We start from the raw sequence: 14,767 nt of genomic DNA, 5'->3' as shown, positions 1-14,767 counted from the left end.
TTGCGCCGCGATGAACGGCGCGGCGTTTCCGCGACAATTTGCGACAAATTTTCGCTCATCCGGCAACGGGCTGGGACAAATCGTGCCTAGAACGGCCTCATCGGGACACACATCATGTCCCTGCGACAGGAGTTCGTGACGTGAAAAAGAAGATCGCATTTTTGACCCTGGGTGCCGCGCTGATCGCCGCGCCCGTTCTGGCTGCGCCGGGTGCCGGTCCGCGCGGCGACGCCGACGGCAACGGCACGCTGACCCGCGCGGAAGCGCAGACGCACGCTGCCGAAAAATTCGCGAAGATGGACGCCAATGGCGACGGCAAGCTCGACGCGAGCGACCGTGCCGCCAAGCGCGCCGAGATGCACGCCAAGGCATTCGAGCGTTTCGACGCGAACAAGGACGGCAGCATCAGCAAGGCCGAATGGGATCAGGCGGCCGCCGATCGCGCGGCGAAGCGCGCCGAACGCGGCGAAAAGCGTGCCGACGCCGGTGAAGGTCATCGCGGCATGCGCGGCCATCACGGCAAGCGCGGCGGCCACCATGGCATGATGATGGGCAAGGCCGACACCGACGGCGACAAGGCGATCAGCAAGGCCGAGTTCCAGACCGCCGCGCTCGCCCGCTTCGATGCGGCTGACGCGAACAAGGATGGTCAGGTAACCGCCGAAGAACGTGCCGCACAGCGCGAAGCCTGGAAGGCGAAAGCCGGCGAATGGCGTGCGAAGCGCGGCGCCGCACCGGCTGCCCCGACGAGCTGACGACCCATCTGGCGGGGGCCGGCGCCTGCGAAGCGCAGCCATCCTCCCCCTCCCGGCATTGCCTTTGCGGCCGGTCCCTGCCAGCTATCGCCCACCGGTCCCCCGGGATCGGTGGGCGAACTATTGTGCCAGACGGATAGATGATGACCGATACGCCGCGCATTTTGCTGATCGACGACGAACCCTCGATCCGCGAGCCGCTCTCCGAATATCTGGAGGCGCAGGGCTTCGCCGTGACCGATGCCGCCAGCGCTGCCGAGGCACGATCGGTGCTGCGTGCGCAGTCGGTCGATCTGGTCGTCAGCGACATCATGATGCCGGGCGAGGACGGGTTGTCGCTGACCCGCCACCTGCGCGAAACGAGCAACATTCCCGTCATCCTGCTGACCGCGCGCGCCGAGGACACCGAACGGATCATCGGGCTTGAGATCGGGGCCGACGACTATGTCGTCAAACCCTTCAACCCGCGCGAACTCGTTGCGCGCATCCGCACCGTCCTTCGCCGGACGCAGACGAACGGCCGGGCGCTCGACAACAACGGAACGAGCTATGCCTTCGGGCCATGGGTGCTGCGCGAAGTCGAGCGCGTGCTCGTTGACGAGGCGGGCGAGGAGGTCGCGCTGTCGTCGGGCGAATATCATCTGCTCCACGCGCTGGTGCGCCACCCGCGGCAGGTGATGAGCCGCGACCGGCTGCTTGACCTAGTCCGCGGGCGCGAGGCCGACATCTTCGACCGCGCGATCGACAATCTGGTCAGCCGCCTCCGCAAGAAGATCGAGGTCGACGCCGCGCACCCGCAGATCGTCAAAACCGTGTGGGGCGGTGGATATACGCTTGCCTGCGAAGTCAGGCGCATGGGGCCGGTGACGTGAAACTCCGTCTTTGGCCTCGCAGTCTCGTCGGTCAGCTCGTTTTCGCGGTCGCGGTGATGCTGTTTCTCGCGCAGGCGATCAATTTCGTGTTGCTGTCGCGCGGGGTGAAGCAACAGACGCTCGCCCATGGCGGCGGCATGGCGGTCGCGCGGGTGATCGACGCGATCGAACGCGACAGGCGGGGCGAGTTCCGCCGTCCGCCGAGCGACGAGGAAGCGCGTGAGCGCGCGCAGAAGTTGGTCATCTCCGAAACGCCGCCGAAGCTTCCGGCGGGCGCCGTACGGCTTCCCGAGCTGTCGAACTATGTCAGCGGACTGCTGAGCGACACGAATATTCATGCCGAGACGATCGACGCGTGGGCGTTGCCGCCGCGTTCCCGCCAGCGGCTGCAGCGTGCGGCGTTTCCCGACCGAGCGGTGATCGTGGTCGCCAAGGTCGACGGGCGCTATTTTGCGGTGCGCTCGCGCATCGCCGCGGGCGGAAACCGCCTGTCGGGCTTCCTGATCTGGCAAACGCTGACGCTCTACCTGTTGTTGCTGATCCCGATCATGGTGATTGCGTACCGGGCGGCACGTCCGCTTCGTGATCTGACCCGCGCCGCGCGGACCAATCCTGCATCGCGCGATGCGATTCCCCTTGAGGAAGAGGGGCCGTCCGACGTTCGCGACCTGATCGCCGCCTTCAACGCCTATCGCGCCCGGATCGCGGCGATGCTGTCGGACAAGGACCGGATGCTGGGAGCGGTCGGTCACGATCTGCGCACGCCGCTCGCGAGCTTGCGTGTCCGCGTCGAAGGCGTTGACGACGACAGGCTGCGCGAAAAGATGGTCGCGTCGATCGACGAGATGACCGCGATGCTTGCCGACATACTGGCGCTGGCGCGGTCGGGTTCGGGAACCGAGGCGCAGGAGCGCGTTCCTCTCCGCGAGCTGATCGGCGAGCTGGCGGCCGATTATGGCGAGCGCGGCAAGGATGTCGCTGTAGAAGGCATCGCCGATGTCCATGTGCTGGTCCGCCCGATGCTGCTCAAACGTGCACTGCGCAACCTGACCGACAATGCGCTTGCCTATGGTGTGCGGGCGCGGCTCTCCGTGACCGCTGCCGCCGGCCGGACCCGGATCGTCGTATCGGACGACGGCCCGGGGCTTACCGACGAGCAGATCAGGGCGCTGGTCGAACCCTTTGCCCGCGGCGAGCAGTCACGCAACCGTGCGACCGGCGGCGCGGGCCTGGGCCTGTCGATTGCGCGCGAAATCGCCGAGGGCGAGGGCGGGGCGTTGACGCTCGCCAATCGCGCCGGCGGCGGGCTCGACGCGGTGATCGAACTGCCCGTTCAGGCGTAGATCGCGATCGCCTGACTGCCGCTCAGCACCGGTTCGCCGGCGCGGTTCCACAGCATCATGTCCTGCACCGACACACCGTGACGCGCGAAACCGGTCTTGGCCGACAGCAGCCACCAGCCGTCATCGGTTTTCGGGTCGCCGGTGAGCATGTTGACCGTCCAGTTCATCGAACTGATCGGACCGAATTCGCTGAACAGTGCCATGGCGGCGGGCGGCAGGGCGTCGCCCATCGCGAGCAGCGCGATGGCGGGATGACACGCGGGTTCCTCGACGAAGCGCACCCAGGTCAGATATTCGCCCACGTCGCTTTTCCAGGCGAACCGCGGACCGGTTGTCGGGCGCATGTCGAAATGGCGGACAAAGGTCGGGCGCGCCTTGTGTTCGGGGACCGGCTCGAGCGTTTCGGGGGCGGGCGCGTCGGGCATCGCCAGCCGGTTGTGATCGAGGTGGCTCTTGCGGTCGCCCGAGAAGGCAAAGACCGCAGCCGTGCCGAAGCCCTGATCGCTCGACACGCCGGCGTCGATGAACAGGCTCGACTTCGACTGGCGCAGCACGCGCGTGTTCACGGTGCAATCGCCGCCGACGGGGCCGACGAAGCTGATCTGCGCATAGCGCAGCGGCGTCTCGGTGGGGTGGAGCGCCATCGTGCCTGCGAGCGCAACCGCAGAGCTGATCCCGCCATAAGCGGTACGGCCCTGCATCCAGCCGTCGTCGATATGTGCGGTCGCGACATCGCCGTCGACGCGCACGGTGGAGAGAAGCGCGTCGAGCGCGCCGGGAGAGGTCGTCATGGGAAGCCTATTCCTCGATCTGGAACGTCAGGCCGGCGTTGGCGGTAAGCCGCTCGACCAGCGCATCGCCGAGCAGCGCGCCCGGCGTCCAAACGCCGCCCGCGCCCTTGTTTTCGAGCAGCGCGATGCCGGTTTCGGCAAGCATCTTCGACGTCGAACCATAACCCGGATCGCGGTCGCCCTGGACGCTCGCGCGCACGGTGGTCCCGTCCGGATATTCGCCGATGAAGAGGACGTCGTAGAAGCCGTTGTCGCGCTCTTCCTTGCTCGGGCCTTCGCCGGGCTTGATGTTGGGGTCGAACGGGTTCGCTTTCGCCATCGCTTCGGCCATTGCCTTTCCGGCGTCACCGATCGTCGTCATCACCATCTCGTCATAGACGAGGTCCTCGCCCCACGGATGGCCGAGCAGGAAGTTGGTGCGATGGACGTTTTTGGTGTTGATCGGCGCCATCACGAACGGCGCGGTCCAGGTCCCGGTCGCGCTGTCATATTCCGGAACGAGGCCGGTCGGCTGCGACGGGCCTTCGAAGCTCGGGGTCAGCGCGAAGGAGGATTTGAGGAGCAGCGCGAGCGACGGCTTTTTGGCGATGGCCTTCAGCGTTTCGGTCAGGCTTGCGATCGTGCCGCCTGAGGCGGCACCCGCCATCTTGCGGACGCGACCCTTGACCCGCGGCGCGGGCTTGCCGTGGCGCTTGATTGCCTCGGCCTGCAGGAAATGGACGCCGAGGTCGAAGGGGATCGAATCGAACCCGCAGCTGAAGGTGATGCGCGCGCCCGAAGCCTTCGCCGCGGCCTCATGTTTGTCGATCATCTCGCGCATCCAGCCGGGCTCGCCGCAGAGATCGGCATAGGCGGTGCCGGCGCGGACGCAGGCGGCGACCAGTTCGTTGCCGTAGAGTTGGTACGGGCCGACCGTGGTCAGCACGACCTTCGTGCCCGCCGCCATCGCGTCGAGGCTGGCGGGATCGCTCGCGTCAGCGACGATCAGCGGGGTTTCCTCGTCGGCGCCGATCAGGTCGCGGACTTCGGCGAGCTTTTCGAGGCTGCGCCCCGCCATCGCCCATTTCGGCGAGTCCTTGCGGTCCTTGTAGTGGTGCGCGAGATATTCGGCGACGAGACGGCCGGTGAAGCCGGTCGCGCCGTAAACGACGATGTCGAGATCGCGGGACGCCATGGCAAACCCTCCCTTTACGTAAACGTTAAGTAGAGGCTAGCGCAGAGTGGCCGCGATGCCAAGCGCGAAGCGTCAGCGGCGCCACCACGGGCGACGGGCGACGACCGGTGCGTCGACGGATTCTGCGCGGCCCTCGGCGCGTGCGGCGCGCAGTTCGGCCTCGTGCGCGGTGATCTCGTCGCGGCGCTTGCGGCGCAGCGCGTCATAGCTCCAGCGCGTGTTGCCATAGCCGAAGAGGCAGAGGAGGCCGCCCGCGATCGCCAGATTCTTCATCGCCATCATCGCCTGCATCGGGTCGGTGAAGTCGCGGTGGAAAAAGAGGATCGTCAGCAGCACGAAACCCGCGAGCAGGATCGAGAAAAGCCGCGCATAGATGCCGAGCGCGATGCAGACGCCGGCGATCAGCTCGAACAGGCCGGTCGGCACGGCGAGCCAGCCGGGCAGACCCGCAGCACCGATCATCGCATGGGTGTCGGTCACGTGGATCAGCTTGTTGATCCCCGAGACGATGAAAATAACCGCGATGAACAGGCGGCCGATGAAGACGGCGATCATGGACATGGGCATCCTCCACTGCGTGCCCCGTCCGCCTATGCGAACAGGACGCGCGGGGAGGGGGAAGGGTTCCAGCCGTGCGGCGCGAAAGGAGCCCGCGCGGCCCGCCCGTCAGAATTTGACCAGCTTGACCAGTTCGCGCGCTTTGTCCCGCGCCCCTTTTGTCTCGGGGCGATCGAAACGGGAGACCAGCATGCCGCCCTCGACGGCGGTTGTGACAGAAGCGGGCGCGCCGCGCTGTTCCATCCGGATGAAAACCGTCTGATGGTCGTTAATGTCCGCTTCAAGCCGTTCGGACCCTGGACTGTAATATACCGGAAAACCAAGCTCTTCGCTCATTCGCATATCTTGGGAAGCCCGGTTTCTAAGCCAGGCTTCATCCCGAAATTCCGCCTTTCGGTCGAGGTCCGAATATTCTTCGACCGTAAGCCGGACGAAGGTTCCGTCGGTGAAGTCCATGAGGCAGGCCGAGCCGCTGACCCAGTCGGCATTTCGGCCCTTGTCGAGTTCCATTCGTGTCGCCTTGGCGCCCATCACCCGCTGGACGGCCTCTTGGCCAATCAAGGCGCAGGCATTCTCGGCGGGTGACGCGCAGCCGGCGAGTGCGAGGGAAAGGGCAATGAGCATCAGCCGCATGCCGGTGATGTAGCGGCAACAGGATAAGGAGAACTTAAGGTCGAGATGCGATTCTACTTCGGCACGAAGGTCAGGCTTTCGACCTCGCAATCGCTGCAATCGAGCGCGCGGAGCGTCGCGGTGCCGGGGCCGGCGGGCAGTTCGATCTCGGCGAGGCGGATGTCCTGCCAGCCGGGAGCCACGGTGACGGTGACGCCGCGTTCGTCGATCCCGATGCGACCGCCCTTTGCCGAACGGACGCGCGCGGTGACGGTCCAGCGGCCGGGCCGCGCGACATCGGCGCTGTAGCGCATGAATTCGCCGGTCACGAAATCGCTAACATGGGGGCTGCCGTCGGCGGCGCGCACAATATCGACGCCGTCGTTGCGATATGTGGTGCCGTTGTTCCACGGCGTCCGCTCGCCGCCGGTCGCGACATGATAATTGGCGTCGACGCTGTCCTGATAGGCGACGCCGGCGGGGCCGAGGTCGTAGTCGACGGCACGGACGGTCAGCGGCGTCTTGTCGAGCGTCCGCTGGACGAAGGGGCGGTAGCTGGCGTCGTGCGGCTGGCGGAACATTGCGTCGATCACATCGGGTTTGGAAATATTGCGGTCGAAGCGGCTGTTGCGCGCGAGGATCATCATCGCGGCATAGGCGGTGTCGGCATCGGGCTTCGGACCCTTGCCGGTCGCCCAGTCGACGATCTTCGCCCAGCCGGGGCCGGGATCGATTTCGAGCGGCTGGTTAAAGCCGATCTTCTTCAGCGGCCAGAAATTCCAGCCGATCCCTTCGCCCTCGACCAGCGCGATCGCGTCGCGGTACCAGACATTGCTGTTCTCGCCCGACTCGCCGAGCCAGATCGGGCGGTCGTAGCTGGTCCGCATCTTCACAATATCAGCGATGCTCGCCGCATCGTTGCGATTCCAGTATTTGTGGAAACTGATCGCCATATTGGCGTCCCACGCGGGCGGCAGGCCCTTGTAATTATTGCCCCAGCAATTGCCCTCGATGATGACGATATGCCTGGTGTCGACCTCGCGAATCGCTTTGGTGATGTGCTGCTGGAGATCCCACACGCCTTTGCTTTCGGTCTCGTCGCAGCCGTTGCCCTTGCCGGGCGTCGCGAAGCTCCAGTTGGGCTCGTTGATCATGTCATAGGCGCCGATCCACGGCTCGTCCTTGTAACGCGCGGCGAGTTTCTTCCAGAGCGCGACGGTCTTGCGCTGGTTCTCTGCGCTCTCCCACAAAGAGGGTTTGGCGGGGTCGCGATCCGAGATCGCGAGGTCGTTGCCCTGACCTCCGGGGGCGGCGTGGAGGTCGAGGATCAGGTAGATATGGTTCGCCTTGCTCCATTCGAGCAATTTGTCGATGCGCCGGAAGCCGTCTTCCAGCCAGGTATCCTGACCCGGTTTCGGTTCCCTGTCGGCGGGCAGGGTGAGCTGGTCGAAGTGGATCGGCAGGCGGACCGAGTTGAAGCCCCATTTCGCCATCTGGTCGATGTCGGCCTTGGTCGTGTGATTGTCGAGCCAGGCGCGGTAGAATTCGGCGGTGCGTTCCTCGCCGACCAGTTCGACGAGCTTCGCACGGATCTTGTGCTGCTGCCCGACCTCGCCGAGCTTCAGCATATAGCCCTCCTGCAGCATCCAGCCGCCGAGCCCCATGCCGCGCAGGATGACGGGCTTGCCGCTGTCGTCGACGATCTGCGTGCCGTCGACCGTCAGCCAGCCTTCGGCATGCGCGGGGGCGGAAGAAAGCAGAGCTGCGGCAGCCAGTGCAAGCGAAGCGAATTTCATGACCTCATCCCCGGTTTCGATTTTTGGGAACGTTATCAATTTTCGCGGCGAGGGCAAGCGCGTTGCCGTATGTCGCGGTATCTAGAGCTTGGGGAGGGTGACGCCCTTCTGGCCCATATATTTGCCCGCACGGTCGGCGTAGCTGGTCTCGCACGGCTCGTTGCCCTGCAGGAACAGGAACTGGCACGCGCCTTCGTTGGCATAGATTTTCGCGGGCAGGGGCGTGGTGTTCGAGAATTCGAGCGTCACATGGCCTTCCCAGCCGGGCTCAAGCGGGGTGACGTTCACGATAATGCCGCAGCGTGCATAGGTCGACTTACCAAGACAGATCACGAGCACGTCGCGCGGGATGCGGAAATATTCGACCGTCCGCGCAAGCGCGAAGCTGTTTGGCGGGATGATGCAGACATCGGTTTCGCGGTCGACGAAATTCTTGGGATCGAACGCCTTGGGGTCGACGATCGTGCTGTCGACGTTGGTGAAGATCTTGAACTCGGGAGCGACGCGCGCGTCATAACCGTAGGAGGACAGGCCGTAGCTGATGCAGCCGTCGCGGCGCTGCGCCTCCACGAACGGCTCGATCATGCCCTGCGTTTGGGCGGCTTCGCGAATCCATTTGTCGGAAAGAATGCTCATGCCGCTGTCTTGTCGGTCCTGCGGGTCTTGCGCAAGCGGTCAGTCGATCAGGCCGAGGTCCTTGGGCCCGAAGGCCGCGGGCAGCAGCTCGCTGAGCCTGTAGCTCTTCACCGCGGTGCCGTCGCCCGAGGCGCAGTGGACGAGGACGTCGGTCTTCGATCGCTCGGCGGCTTCGTTGAGGATCTGGCGGCAGCGGCCGCACGGATTGACCGGGTCGCTGCCGATCAAATCGTCGCCGTCGGGGCGCCCGCCGATGATCGCGACCTCCGCGAGTTCGCCGATCCAGCCTTCGTTGGCGATCTTGGCGACCGCGGTGGTTTCGGCGCAAAGCGTCAGCCCATAGCTGGCATTCTCGACATTGGCGCCGGTGACGACATCGCCGTTCTTGAGCAGGAGCGCGGCACCGACATGAAAACCCGAATAGGGCGCATAGGCGCGGCTCGCCGCATCGCGCGCGGCGGCGATCAGGGCGTCGCGGGTATCCGGGCGGGTGTCGCTCATTGCATGTCTCCTTGCGGGCGCAGCACGTTCCAGCCGACCGTGCCCTTCGCGCCGCTGAGGCGGATATAGTCGTTCGCCTGCCACATTGCCCATGGGTGCGCGCCATAATCGGGTTCGAAGAAGTCGCGGCGCAGCCAGGTCGTGCGCGCGATCCCCTGCGTCACCTTGTAGTCCGCCTCGAACGACGGACCCGGCGCGATCAGGCTGCGCTTGCCCGTATGCGCCTCGATCTGCGCGAGAAAAGTCGCGAGTTCGGAGAGCAGCAGCGCACGCGTCGGGCGGTCGGGGCAGCGGTCGTCATAGTCGAGCCAGACCACGGCGGGCAGCGCGTCGGCGCGGCGCGGGACATGGCGGATGAAGTTGGCGGCCTGATCGGTCGCAAGCTGGCACAGGCTGTAGCGGTGGATCGCGCCGACCTGTACCCCGACCTCGCGCGCGCCGGCGAGATTGCGCGTGAACATCGGGTCGAGCCCGTCGGTGCCGTCGGTCGCGGCGACATAGGCGAAATCGGCGCCCGCGGCCTTGATTGACCCCCAATGGACCTCGCCATTGGCGGCGCCGATCGTGACGCCCTGGATCGGGAACATCTCGCGCTTCGGGGTCCAGCGTGCCGCCCACCACATCGCAAGGCCGGCGAGGAGTATGAAAAGCAGGAGCCAGCCGAGCATCCGGCGCACAAAGCGGGTAGCTGCGCTCCGCCAGTCGCGAACCGCCCTGGTCGCTCGCCCGGTCGCCCCCGTCGCCATCGTCAGCCCTTGATGTGGAGCACGCAGATCAGCGTGAACAGCCGCCGCGCGGTGTCGAAATCGACCGCGATCTTGCCGTCGAGCCGGTCCATCAGCATCTCGGCGGCCTCGTTGTGGAGACCGCGGCGTGCCATGTCGACGGTTTCGATCTGCTGCGCGGTCGAGGTCTTGATCGCCTGATAGTAGGAATCGCAGATCGCGAAATAGTCGCGGATCGGGCGGCGGAAGCGGCCGAGGCCAAGGATGATCGCCTCCAGCGGCGAGCCGTCCTCGCGACTGATTTCGAAGATCAATCGGCCTTCCTCGACACGCAGCATCAGCCGGTAGGGACCGGCATAGCCGTCGGGGTGGCCGCGCTGCGGCACGAACCTGTTTTCCTCGAGCAGGTCGAAGATGGCGACGCGGCGTTCCTGCTCGACGTCGGGGTTGCGCCAGACGATCGAACCTTCGTCGAGGTCGATCGAGATGATGCGCTGTCTGGAAGGGTCGGCGTCGGTCATGCTGGTACGGCTTCTACTTGCCGCGCCGCGAAGGGCAAGGGGGGCGACTTATTCACAGCATTCCACAGTTATGATATGCCGGTCGACATCGCCGGTTGCGCCGCCGCGGCGCCCGACGCATGAAGGTCGTCATGCCCGAACTCGCCCTCTTTCCGGCCCCGGTCGCCACCGGGGAAGAACGTCAATTACCTCGCAATATCGAGGCCGAAGCCGCCTTTCTGGGCGCGATCCTGATCGACAACCGAGTCGTCGAGGATCTGCCGGTGCAGCTCAACGCCGCGCATTTCTTCGAGCCGCTTCACGGACGCATCTTCCAGCAGACCATGGCGCTGATCGAACGCAACAGCATCGCGACACCGGTAACGCTGAAGCCCTTTTTCGAAGCCGACGAGGCGATGAAGGCGGTCGGCGGGGTCGGTTATCTGGCGCAGCTTACCGGCAGCGGCGCGGGTCTGATCGGCGCGCGCGATTTCGCGCGGCAGATTTTCGACCTCGCGCTGCTCCGCGAGCTGGTCGGCGTCGGACGCGGGCTCGTCGATGGCGCGCTCGACACGAGCGAGAGCGTCGACCCGCAGTCGCAGATCGAGGAGGCCGAAACCGCGCTCTACCGCGTCGCGGGCGGAGAGGCCGAAATGGGATCGGTCAAGAGCTTCAACGCCGCGAGCCTCACCGCGCTGCAGGCCGCCGAGCGTGCGCTCAACTCGGGTGGCCACCTGTCGGGGATCACCACCGGCATCGGCAGCATGAACGCCAAAATCGGCGGCATGCACAATTCGGACCTGATGATCCTCGCGGGCCGTCCGGGCATGGGCAAGACCTCGCTGGCGACCAACATCGCCTATAACGCCGCCGAGCGTTTCCGCCGCGACGAGGAAGACGGGATTCCGCCCGAGAAGAATATGGGCGCGAAGGTGGCTTTCTTCAGCCTCGAAATGTCCGCCGACCAGCTCGCAACGCGCGTGCTCGCCGAGCAGTCGGGGGTCTCGGGCGAGGCGCTGCGCATGGGCAAGATCAGCAAGGAACAGTTCCAGCAGCTTTCGCGCGCTGCGCAGGCGCTGCAGACGCTGCCGCTGTTCATCGACGACACGCCGGGCCTGACGATCGCGAGCCTGCGCACGCGCGCCCGCCGTCTGCAGCGGCGCCACGGCATCGGCTTCATCATCGTCGACTATCTGCAGCTGCTGCAGGGCTCGTCGAAAAGCGGCGACAATCGCGTGCAGGAAATCTCCGAAATCTCACGCGGCCTGAAGACCTTGGCGAAGGAACTTAATGTTCCCGTGATGGCGCTCTCGCAGCTCAGCCGTCAGGTCGAAAGCCGCGAGGACAAGCGTCCGCAGCTCTCCGACCTTCGTGAATCGGGCTCGATCGAGCAGGACGCCGACATGGTGCTCTTCGTGTTCCGCGAGGATTATTATGTCGCCGCGCGCGAACCGAAGCGCCCGGTCGAGGGCGACGACGTGAAGATCCATGCCCAGCATGAGGAATGGGCAGCAGAGATGGAACGCGTCTTCGGTCTCGCCGAAGTGATCGTCGCGAAATCCCGCCATGGCTCGACGGGCAAGATCCGCATGCATTTCGAGGCGAAGACAACGAAGTTCAGCGATCTTGCCGACGAGAGCATGGCATACGCCGACTATGAATAGGCGAGGCTAGAACGCCGGATCGTTCGCCGGATTATCGTCGATCGGCGTCACCGCTTCGTGGATGCCGCATTCGGTCTTGTCCCAGCCGCGCCAGCGGCCCGAGCGCGGGTCTTCGCCGGGCCGGACCTTCGACGTGCAGGGCGAGCAGCCGATCGAGGGATAGCCTTCGGCTTCGAGCGGGTGACGCGGGAGGTCGTGCGTCTCGAAATAGGCGTCGAGTTCTTCACGGGTCCAGTTGGCCAGCGGGTTGAACTTCAGACGGCCGGTGTTGCCATCGAGTTCGAAGCGCGGCAGGCCGGTGCGGGTCGAGGACTGGAAGCCCTTGCGGCCGGTGATCGAGGTATCGAAGTCGGCCAGCGCCTTTTCGAGCGGCTTCACCTTGCGGATTTCGCAGCAGCCGTCGGGGTCGTACGACCAGCGCAGTTCGGTCGCATCCTTCTTCGCCAGATCGTCAGGATCGGGGGTCAGGTTGACGATGTTGAGGCCGAGCTTCGCGGCGAGTTCGTCGCGATAGGCGAGCGTCTCGGGAAAATGCTTGCCGGTATCGAGAAACAGCACGGGCATGTCGGGCGCAACCCGGCTCACCAGATGGAGCAGCACCGCGCTCTCGGCGCCGAAGCTGGAGACGATTGCGGTCTCGCCGAGCAGGCCTGCGCCGATCACGCTTGCGACGACTTCGGCCGCGTCCTGGCCGCGGAACAGGTTGTTGAGACGGATGACGTCGGCCTGCGTAAAGCGCGGTGCGACGTCGATCCGGTCGCGGCTGCGGTCGCCGGCGGTCTTGGGAGGAGAGACTTTCACGTCAGCCATGCCTTAATTTCCATATCGGGACCGCGCCGTCGGCGGCGCCCTGATAATGTTCGGGCCAGCGGGTCAGCGCCGCCTCGACATCGGCAGCATTGAGCGGCTTTTCGGGTGCGAAGGTGTCGAAGCCGCAGCGCTTCATGTAAGCGATCTGGTCGACCAGCACATCGCCCTGCGCACGCAGTTCGCCCGTATAACCCGCCTCGCGCAGGATGCGCGCCGAGCTGTAGCCGCGGCCGTCGCGGAACTTCGGAAAGGCGACCTCGATCAGTGCGAGCCGGTCGAGGAAGGGGATCAGCGCGCGCGCGTCCTCGTCGGGCTCGAGCCGCACCGCGGTCGCGTTCGACTGTTCGAGAAAGGCGTCAAGGGTGACCGCGGGTTCTTCGCCGTCCGAATGAATATGCTCAACCATAGATCGCCTCCTTGAAGGGGGCCATGCCGACGCGGCGGAAGGTGTCGACGAAACGTTCGCCTTCGCTCCGTTCGGCGAGATATTTGTCGGTGACGCGCTCGATCGCATCGACGATGCCGTCCTCGTCGAAGCCGGGGCCGGTGATCGTGCCGAGCGACACGTCCTCCGCGCCCGATCCGCCGAGCAGAAGCTGGTAATTCTCGGTGCCCTTGCGGTCGACGCCGAGGATGCCGATGTGGCCGGCATGGTGGTGGCCGCAGGCGTTGATGCAGCCCGAAATCTTGAGCTTCAGTTCGCCCAGTTCCTTCTGGCGGCCAAGGTCCGAGAAGCGCGTTGCGATCTTCTGCGCGACCGGGATCGAGCGCGCATTGGCGAGGCTGCAATAGTCGAGCCCGGGGCATGCGATGATATCGCTGATCAGGTCGAGGTTCGGCGTCGCGAGCCCCGCCGCGTCGAGTTGCTGCCAAATCGCATAGAGGTCGGCTTTGCGGATGTGCGGCAGCACGATGTTCTGAGCATGGGTGACGCGCAGCTCGTCGTGGCTGTATTTCTCGGCGAGGTCGGCCATCAGGTCGATCTGCGCCGAGCTGGCGTCGCCGGGGATGCCGCCGACGGGCTTCAGGCTGATGTTGACGATCGCATGGCCGGGCACCTTGTGCGCGGCGACATTCTGGTCGACCCAGACCGCGAAGTCGGGATCGCTGCGGTCGATTTCGTCGGGTGCGGAGGCGTCGAGCGCGGGCGGTGCGAATTGCGCGGCGATGCGGTCGAACTCGGCCTTCGGCGGGTCGATGCCGAGAGACTTCACATGCGCGAACTCTTCCTCGACCTGGCGGCGATATTCGTCGGCGCCGAGCTCGTGGATCAGGATCTTGATGCGCGCCTTGTAGATATTGTCGCGGCGGCCATAGCGGTTGTAGACGCGCAGGCACGCCTCGGCATAGCTCAGCATGTCCTCGATCGGCACGAAATCCTTGATCAGCGACGCGATCATCGGGGTGCGGCCCATGCCGCCGCCGACATAGAAGGCCGCGCCGTGGACGCCGTCCTTCTCGACGATCTGGATACCGATATCGTGCAGGCGCATCGCGGCGCGATCCTCGTCGGCGGCGATCACCGCGATCTTGAACTTGCGCGGCAGATAGCTGAATTCTGGATGGAAGCTCGACCATTGGCGGAGCAGCTCGGCCCACGGGCGCGGATCGGTGATCTCGTCCGCGGCGGCGCCGGCCCACTGGTCCGAGCTGATGTTGCGGATGCAATTGCCACTGGTCTGGATCGCGTGCATCTCGACCGACGCGAGGTCTTCGAGGATCGCGGGCGCGTCCTCCAGCTTGATCCAGTTATACTGGATATTCTGGCGCGTGGTGAAATGGCCGTAATCGCGGTCATATTTGCGCGCGATATGCGCCAGCATCCGCATCTGGCGGCCGTCGAGCGTGCCATAGGGCACCGCGACGCGCAGCATATAAGCGTGGAGCTGGAGGTAGAGGCCGTTCATCAGGCGCAGCGGCTTGAACTGGTCCTCGGTGATCTCGCCAGCCAGGCGGCGCTTCACCTGATCGCTGAACTCGGCAACGCGGGCGGCGACCATCGCATGGTCATATTCGTCATATTTATACAT

The 14,767-nt window shown here is 65.3% G+C and carries 16 protein-coding genes; 4 read left to right on the top strand and 12 right to left on the bottom strand.

Features of this window, described 5'->3' with window-relative positions; genetic code table 11:
- Positions 1–140 precede the first annotated feature (140 nt).
- From L7H23_RS04045 to L7H23_RS04035, 3 genes are all read left to right on the top strand, one after another.
- Entirely contained in the window at positions 141–755 is a 615-nt protein-coding gene (locus L7H23_RS04045; protein WP_237838082.1) for a hypothetical protein, read from the top strand.
- A gap of 143 nt (positions 756–898) precedes the next feature.
- Positions 899–1,627 (top strand): response regulator, encoded by a 729-nt coding sequence (locus L7H23_RS04040; RefSeq protein ID WP_237839101.1) that lies wholly within the window; start codon positions 899–901, stop codon positions 1,625–1,627.
- The gene (locus L7H23_RS04035) at positions 1,624–2,970 is read left to right on the top strand and encodes an ATP-binding protein (RefSeq protein WP_237838081.1); all 1,347 of its coding nucleotides are present in this window, start codon (positions 1,624–1,626) and stop codon (positions 2,968–2,970) included. The genes L7H23_RS04040 and L7H23_RS04035 overlap by 4 nt, the downstream gene beginning before the upstream one ends.
- Here the strand turns inward: L7H23_RS04035 and L7H23_RS04030 are convergent.
- The 9 genes from L7H23_RS04030 to L7H23_RS03990 all read right to left on the bottom strand — a co-directional run bounded on the left by L7H23_RS04030 (position 2,961) and on the right by L7H23_RS03990 (position 10,284).
- Positions 2,961–3,761 carry a thioesterase family protein gene (locus L7H23_RS04030; protein ID WP_237838080.1) on the bottom strand — a complete coding sequence of 267 codons (801 nt, stop codon included), beginning with the start codon at positions 3,759–3,761 and terminating at the stop codon, positions 2,961–2,963. The two genes, L7H23_RS04035 and L7H23_RS04030, sit on opposite strands and share 10 nt — an antisense overlap.
- Before the next feature lie 7 nt (positions 3,762–3,768).
- The gene (locus tag L7H23_RS04025) at positions 3,769–4,935 is read right to left on the bottom strand and encodes a saccharopine dehydrogenase NADP-binding domain-containing protein (protein WP_237838079.1); all 1,167 of its coding nucleotides are present in this window, start codon (positions 4,933–4,935) and stop codon (positions 3,769–3,771) included.
- 72 nt (positions 4,936–5,007) lie between these two features.
- Entirely contained in the window at positions 5,008–5,496 is a 489-nt protein-coding gene (locus L7H23_RS04020; RefSeq protein ID WP_237838078.1) for a DoxX family protein, read from the bottom strand.
- A 105-nt stretch (positions 5,497–5,601) separates the two neighbouring features.
- A complete protein-coding gene (locus L7H23_RS04015; protein ID WP_237838077.1) occupies positions 5,602–6,126 on the bottom strand; it encodes a hypothetical protein in 525 nt (174 codons plus the stop codon).
- Positions 6,127–6,179: 53 nt separating this feature from the next.
- Positions 6,180–7,901: a cellulase family glycosylhydrolase gene (locus tag L7H23_RS04010; RefSeq protein ID WP_237838076.1), complete on the bottom strand. Its 1,722-nt coding sequence runs from the start codon at positions 7,899–7,901 to the stop codon at positions 6,180–6,182.
- An 81-nt stretch (positions 7,902–7,982) separates the two neighbouring features.
- Positions 7,983–8,537, bottom strand: a complete 555-nt coding sequence (dcd, locus tag L7H23_RS04005) for a dCTP deaminase (protein ID WP_237838075.1) — start codon at positions 8,535–8,537, stop codon at positions 7,983–7,985.
- Between the two features lie 39 nt (positions 8,538–8,576).
- A complete protein-coding gene (locus tag L7H23_RS04000) occupies positions 8,577–9,038 on the bottom strand; it encodes a cytidine deaminase (RefSeq protein WP_237838074.1) in 462 nt (153 codons plus the stop codon).
- A complete protein-coding gene (locus L7H23_RS03995; RefSeq protein ID WP_237838073.1) occupies positions 9,035–9,706 on the bottom strand; it encodes a GH25 family lysozyme in 672 nt (223 codons plus the stop codon). Before L7H23_RS03995 ends, L7H23_RS04000 begins: the two co-directional genes overlap by 4 nt.
- Before the next feature lie 80 nt (positions 9,707–9,786).
- Positions 9,787–10,284, bottom strand: coding sequence for a UPF0262 family protein (locus L7H23_RS03990; RefSeq protein ID WP_237838072.1), 498 nt, complete (start codon positions 10,282–10,284; stop codon positions 9,787–9,789).
- A gap of 131 nt (positions 10,285–10,415) precedes the next feature.
- On the opposite strand from L7H23_RS03990, the gene L7H23_RS03985 reads away from it, so the two are divergent.
- Positions 10,416–11,927 carry a replicative DNA helicase gene (locus L7H23_RS03985; RefSeq protein ID WP_237839099.1) on the top strand — a complete coding sequence of 504 codons (1,512 nt, stop codon included), beginning with the start codon at positions 10,416–10,418 and terminating at the stop codon, positions 11,925–11,927.
- Between the two features lie 6 nt (positions 11,928–11,933).
- Here L7H23_RS03985 and L7H23_RS03980 read toward each other — a convergent pair whose 3' ends face one another.
- The 3 genes from L7H23_RS03980 to L7H23_RS03970 are packed head-to-tail and all read right to left on the bottom strand — an operon-like array spanning position 11,934 to position 14,767.
- A complete protein-coding gene (locus L7H23_RS03980; RefSeq protein ID WP_237838071.1) occupies positions 11,934–12,737 on the bottom strand; it encodes a phosphoadenylyl-sulfate reductase in 804 nt (267 codons plus the stop codon).
- Complete coding sequence (locus L7H23_RS03975; protein ID WP_237838070.1) at positions 12,730–13,143, bottom strand: DUF934 domain-containing protein; 414 nt, start codon at positions 13,141–13,143, stop codon at positions 12,730–12,732. Before L7H23_RS03975 ends, L7H23_RS03980 begins: the two co-directional genes overlap by 8 nt.
- Positions 13,136–14,767, bottom strand: coding sequence for a nitrite/sulfite reductase (locus L7H23_RS03970; protein WP_237838069.1), 1,632 nt, complete (start codon positions 14,765–14,767; stop codon positions 13,136–13,138). Before L7H23_RS03970 ends, L7H23_RS03975 begins: the two co-directional genes overlap by 8 nt.

The organism is Sphingopyxis sp. BSN-002 (assembly GCF_022024275.1).
In the GTDB taxonomy this organism is placed as follows: Bacteria; Pseudomonadota; Alphaproteobacteria; order Sphingomonadales; family Sphingomonadaceae; genus Sphingopyxis.
Note: the sequence above shows the minus strand (reverse complement) of the source record. Positions and strands in the feature narration are given on the sequence as shown.

What these genes read in the sequence shown, in the direction of transcription:
- L7H23_RS03970 (WP_237838069.1), bottom strand. Translation starts at nt 14,767, where the DNA reads ATGTATAAATATGACGAATATGACCATGCGATGGTCGCCGCCCGCGTT.
- L7H23_RS03985 (WP_237839099.1), top strand. Translation starts at nt 10,416, where the DNA reads ATGCCCGAACTCGCCCTCTTTCCGGCCCCGGTCGCCACCGGGGAAGAA.
- L7H23_RS04000 (WP_237838074.1), bottom strand. Translation starts at nt 9,038, where the DNA reads ATGAGCGACACCCGCCCGGATACCCGCGACGCCCTGATCGCCGCCGCG.
- L7H23_RS04040 (WP_237839101.1), top strand. Translation starts at nt 899, where the DNA reads ATGACCGATACGCCGCGCATTTTGCTGATCGACGACGAACCCTCGATC.
- L7H23_RS03990 (WP_237838072.1), bottom strand. Translation starts at nt 10,284, where the DNA reads ATGACCGACGCCGACCCTTCCAGACAGCGCATCATCTCGATCGACCTC.
- L7H23_RS04010 (WP_237838076.1), bottom strand. Translation starts at nt 7,901, where the DNA reads ATGAAATTCGCTTCGCTTGCACTGGCTGCCGCAGCTCTGCTTTCTTCC.
- L7H23_RS04030 (WP_237838080.1), bottom strand. Translation starts at nt 3,761, where the DNA reads ATGACGACCTCTCCCGGCGCGCTCGACGCGCTTCTCTCCACCGTGCGC.
- L7H23_RS04020 (WP_237838078.1), bottom strand. Translation starts at nt 5,496, where the DNA reads ATGTCCATGATCGCCGTCTTCATCGGCCGCCTGTTCATCGCGGTTATT.
- L7H23_RS03995 (WP_237838073.1), bottom strand. Translation starts at nt 9,706, where the DNA reads ATGCTCGGCTGGCTCCTGCTTTTCATACTCCTCGCCGGCCTTGCGATG.
- L7H23_RS04025 (WP_237838079.1), bottom strand. Translation starts at nt 4,935, where the DNA reads ATGGCGTCCCGCGATCTCGACATCGTCGTTTACGGCGCGACCGGCTTC.
- L7H23_RS04015 (WP_237838077.1), bottom strand. Translation starts at nt 6,126, where the DNA reads ATGCGGCTGATGCTCATTGCCCTTTCCCTCGCACTCGCCGGCTGCGCG.
- L7H23_RS03980 (WP_237838071.1), bottom strand. Translation starts at nt 12,737, where the DNA reads ATGGCTGACGTGAAAGTCTCTCCTCCCAAGACCGCCGGCGACCGCAGC.
- L7H23_RS03975 (WP_237838070.1), bottom strand. Translation starts at nt 13,143, where the DNA reads ATGGTTGAGCATATTCATTCGGACGGCGAAGAACCCGCGGTCACCCTT.
- dcd (WP_237838075.1), bottom strand. Translation starts at nt 8,537, where the DNA reads ATGAGCATTCTTTCCGACAAATGGATTCGCGAAGCCGCCCAAACGCAG.